The following is a 739-nucleotide window of genomic DNA, read 5'->3' as shown; positions in this document are numbered from 1 at the left end:
GGCGGCGACCGGCGGCGCGGGCGACAACGCGGGTTCGGCCGGCACGCGGCCGGCTTGCGGCCACAGCACGATCGCCGCGGTCAGCGCCAACGCGATCGTCGCGCCAGCGGCCAAGGCGCGCCACGACCGCGGCTCGCGCAGATCGCTGTCCGGCCCGGCTTCGATCCGCCGCTGCAGGCGTTCGCGCTGCAAACGCTGCAAGCCGCGCAGCGACGCCGACTCGGCGAACAACAGGTCGGCGCTGTCGTCCATGTCCGAGCGCAGCGCGTTGAGGCGCCGCACCAGCCATGCGCGATCCAGGCGCCGGATACCGCGCCAGATCCGCAACGCAATCGCGACGATGGCGAACGCGACGACGGCGCAGGCCGCGCCGATACCGAACCGCCTCGCGCTCAAGGCGAACAACGGCACGAGCCACACGCCCCAGACCAGCGCCCAGCCGATCGCGCGGCTGCGCCGCGCCTGCGCATGCCAGCGCTGGATTCGTCGCAGCGCGGTCATGGCGCGACCCCGCGCCTGGAGCGCGTGGCCAACCAACGCTCAAGCACGAACAACGCCGCGATCAGCAAGGCCAGCCACGGCCGCAGATCCAGCGGCGGCGCGGCGAACGCCGGGCCGCCGCCGGCAGGCGCGTAGTCGCGCGCCGCGACCCGTGACGGTTGCGGCGGCGCGGCGGCGAACACATCGCGCAGCCCGGCGGCGAATCCGGGCTGCAACAGCGCCGGCCACTCGCGCGGCT

2 pseudogenes are annotated in these 739 nt (G+C 75.0%); both read right to left on the bottom strand.

What is annotated here, in order from left to right:
* Positions 1 to 501 (bottom strand): annotated as a pseudogene (locus tag A7A76_RS25220) (hypothetical protein); the annotation flags it as partial.
* A pseudogene (locus tag A7A76_RS25215) lies at positions 498 to 739 on the bottom strand (BatA domain-containing protein); the annotation flags it as partial. The pseudogenes A7A76_RS25215 and A7A76_RS25220, both read right to left, overlap by 4 nt.

The organism is Lysobacter enzymogenes (genome assembly GCF_017168095.1).
GTDB classification, from domain to species: Bacteria; Pseudomonadota; Gammaproteobacteria; order Xanthomonadales; family Xanthomonadaceae; genus Lysobacter; species Lysobacter enzymogenes_D.
This window is presented reverse-complemented; position numbering and strand designations above follow the sequence as displayed.